This window comes from Parafrankia sp. EUN1f (genome assembly GCF_000177675.1).
Taxonomy (GTDB): Bacteria; Actinomycetota; Actinomycetes; order Frankiales; family Frankiaceae; genus Parafrankia.
Genome location: NZ_ADGX01000315.1, coordinates 1 through 3,208 on the forward strand (window position 1 = coordinate 1; position 3,208 = coordinate 3,208).

At 67.1% G+C, this 3,208-nt stretch carries 4 protein-coding genes; 3 read left to right on the forward strand and 1 reads right to left on the reverse strand.

Annotated features, from left to right (window positions below; all coding sequences use genetic code 11):
• A partial coding sequence (locus tag FREUN1FDRAFT_RS38500; RefSeq protein ID WP_006545861.1) for a hypothetical protein occupies positions 1 to 322 on the reverse strand: 322 nt, incomplete at its 3' end.
• A gap of 327 nt (positions 323 to 649) precedes the next feature.
• Between FREUN1FDRAFT_RS38500 and FREUN1FDRAFT_RS38505 the strand changes: the two genes are divergently transcribed.
• From FREUN1FDRAFT_RS38505 to FREUN1FDRAFT_RS38515, 3 genes are all read left to right on the forward strand, one after another.
• Positions 650 to 1,726 (forward strand): site-specific integrase, encoded by a 1,077-nt coding sequence (locus FREUN1FDRAFT_RS38505; protein WP_006545862.1) that lies wholly within the window; start codon positions 650 to 652, stop codon positions 1,724 to 1,726.
• A 146-nt stretch (positions 1,727 to 1,872) separates the two neighbouring features.
• A complete protein-coding gene (locus FREUN1FDRAFT_RS38510) occupies positions 1,873 to 2,478 on the forward strand; it encodes a type II toxin-antitoxin system antitoxin SocA domain-containing protein (RefSeq protein ID WP_006545863.1) in 606 nt (201 codons plus the stop codon).
• 91 nt (positions 2,479 to 2,569) lie between these two features.
• Positions 2,570 to 3,064 (forward strand): Fic family protein, encoded by a 495-nt coding sequence (locus FREUN1FDRAFT_RS38515; RefSeq protein WP_006545864.1) that lies wholly within the window; start codon positions 2,570 to 2,572, stop codon positions 3,062 to 3,064.
• The last annotated feature ends 144 nt before the right edge of the window (positions 3,065 to 3,208 follow it).

A 3,208-nucleotide genomic window follows, 5' to 3' on the forward strand; every position in this document is an offset into this window, starting at 1 on the left:
CGTCGGCCAGGGCCTGCCAGGTCGTCGCCGGCAGGTCCTCCGACTCCACCAGCGGCGGCGCCAGCACCCCGGCATCCAGCAGCTCGGCCGACAACGCATCCCGCGCGGCCTGCAGGCGGATGATCGCCTCATCCATCGCGGCCAGCGCGCCGCGGCCCACCTCGGTGCGCTCCTCGGCCGTCAGCTCGGACGAGCCCGCCGCGCCGCGCCAGCAGTCCGAACGGGACATCGCCCGGTCGGCGGCGCGACGCGCGGCGGTCCAGGCCTTCTCTGTCTTGTGGGATAGGTCACGTGCTCGCGTCGAGGGTGCGAGGGGGGACATGCTGTCTCCGGCGGTCCGGCGCCCGGGCGGGCGCTCCTGGTGCCACCGAGTGGGGAGCGATTAATTCGACCTCGGATGGATCGCCGTGATCTGCGGATATGCAGGTCAGGTCACCGTTCCTGGCGAAGTAACTTACAAGCGAGTGGTCGCAGGTTCGATCCCTGCCGCGCCCACCCACCCCTCTCCACATGGCGGCTGAACAGCCATGGAGACTATTAATCCCGATCATGCCCCGTCAAGGGGCTCCGGGCTCACCGTTCCCACAGCGATTAATTCGGCACGATTGCGAGTTGTCAGGGCACGGTCCGCTGCCTACGCTCCCACCCCGTGCCAACCTCGACGATCACCGACACCCCCCGTCAGCCCGGCGGGCCCCTGTCCCACGGCCCCCAGGTCGACGACCCGATGTGGGGGCTGCTCCTGGCCACCTGGGATCTGTCCCTGGAAAGCGCCGGCCGCGCCGCGAACACCCGCCGGATCTACCTGCACGCCGGCCGGCTGTTCGTCGCCTGGCTCCTGGCCCTCCCCGACGAGCCCGGCAGCGACACCGTCGACGCACACGGCCGACCCGTCCTGCCACGCCCGGCCGGGCCCGAGGACATCACCCGCCAACACGTCGAGGGCTTCCTCGTCGCCTTCCGGACCACCCCGACGCCCCGGTGCCCCAACGGGCCCGGCCAGGCCTACGTCAACCAGATCTACCGCGCCCTGCAGCAGTGGATGGGCCACCTCCTCGACGAGGAGGACATCGACCGCAGCCCCATGGAACGCATCAAGGCCCCGAAGATCGACCAGACGATCAAACCGGAGCTCACCGACGACCACGTCAAGGCGCTGCTGGCGACCTGCAAGGCAATCAAGACCGGCCACGCCAAACTCGACAAACGCGCCCGCTACGTCGCCGCGCGGGACCAGGCGCTCATCCGGGTGTTCCTCGACCTCGGCGCCCGGCGCGCGGAGGTCGCCGGCATGACCCTGCCCGATGTCGACCTGCACCTACGAACGATCAAAGTGACAGGCAAGGGCGGCCGGGACCGGCTGCCCGGTATCGGCCAGACCACCGCGTTGGCCCTCGCCAAGTACCAGCGGCTGCGCGCCGAGAAGCAGGCCGCCGCCAGTGCCGCGTACTGGCTCGACGAGAACGGCCGCAAACCCCTCACACACTCCGGCCTCGGCCAGCTCATCGAACGCCGCGGCCAGCTCATCGGCCGGCCCGGCACCCACTGGCACGAGTTCAGACGGAAACTGGCCGACGACTGGCTCGACAACGGGGGAGACCGCGGAGCGCTCATGGTCCACGCCGGGTGGACGTCCCACGAGATGGTCGAGCGGTACGGCGCCGCGGGGAAGCGGCGGCGGGCGCGTAATGCTCACGCGAGGCTCGGACTCGCGGATCGGTTCTGACGGGCCCGCGCTGAGGACGGTGGGGCACCTTCGGCTACATCGGGCAGCGGAGAGTGAGTAAAGCCCGTGTAGACCCAGTGCTGTACGGGTAAAATCCTTCAGTATAGGGTAGCCGAGGCCATGGCGGCCGAGGGGAGGTGGCGGTAGTGCCGGAAAATGTCCATGATGTCGCGGCGTACATCGTCGCCCGCCTCGGGGCGATGGAGACATACCGGTTCCAGAAGCTGGTGTACTACAGCCAGGCCTGGCACCTCGCGCTCCAAGGGTCGGTCCTGTTCCCCAATGAAGTGCAAGCGTGGGTCGACGGGCCCGTGGTTCGCGCGCTGTACGAGCAGCACCGTAGGCGCACCTCGGTCTCGTCTTGGCCTTCCGGTGACCCTCGTCGCCTCCAGCCAGCGTCGAAACAGCATGTCGACTGGGTACTGGCGACGTACGGGTCGTTTTCTGGTGACGAGCTGTCGCGGATGACGCACGCCGAGGCTCCATGGCGCCTGGCGCGTGGCGGAATTCCTGACGACTACTCCTCTGACGCGGCCATCGACAACAAGATGATGATGGATTACTACTCGAGGCTGAGGATGTCGCCCGACGAGGCTGTAACGGCCGCCGTTGGCAGCGCACGCCTCGAAGGCCATGAGTTCTCTGACGACGCCCAAGATCGGATGCGGCAGGTAGCCTGGGGAGTGCGGTCGGCAGACGATGCCGTCGCTGAGATCCTTGCCCGCCGCAGGAGGAGCGACGTCAACTCATAGCCAGGATCCGTATTGCTGGGCTGGCACAGAGTGCCTGATCAACTCTGCTGATGTCAGAGATCCGGACGAGCTCGCCATCATCGAGCAAGAGGTGTCCGGTGTTCGGGGTACGAGTCTCGCTCGTTCGCTCCTGCCGGGATCGTACGACACGGCGCATCTCCAGCAGTTCCACAAGGTTCTGTTCGGGGATATCTATCCGTGGGCTGGTCAGATCCGTAGTGTTGGCCTCGCCAAAGGCGGACACCCTTTTTGTCGGCCGCTGTTCATCGAGGCGGAACTCGCCAAGCTATTCTTAAAGCTTAAGAATGATCACTATCTGATTGGCCTCAAGAGGGAATACTTCGTAGCTCAGCTGGCTGTCCTCTACGGCGAGGTTAATGCGCTGCACCCATTCCGGGAAGGAAATGGTCGCGCGCAGCGGGCATTCCTTCGCCAGCTCGGCGCCGCCGCTGGGTGGACGGTGAACTGGCCGGCGCTCGATAAGGAATCGAACGATGGTGCCTGTCATCGCTATCGGATCGAGTATGAACCCGACGAACTCGTCAAGCTGCTCGATCCGATCGTGAGCCCGCGACCGTCCTGGTAGCCGCCCGGAGCGGGGCGTGAGTACGGCCGCGGCTCGCGTGCGCGACCGCCGAGGCCCCCCGCCGACTCCCCCCTCGGCGGGGGCCTTCGCATGCTCGTCGGCCCTTTCACCGGCGGCGAGGAAGTCACGACCGCCGGCGGGAGG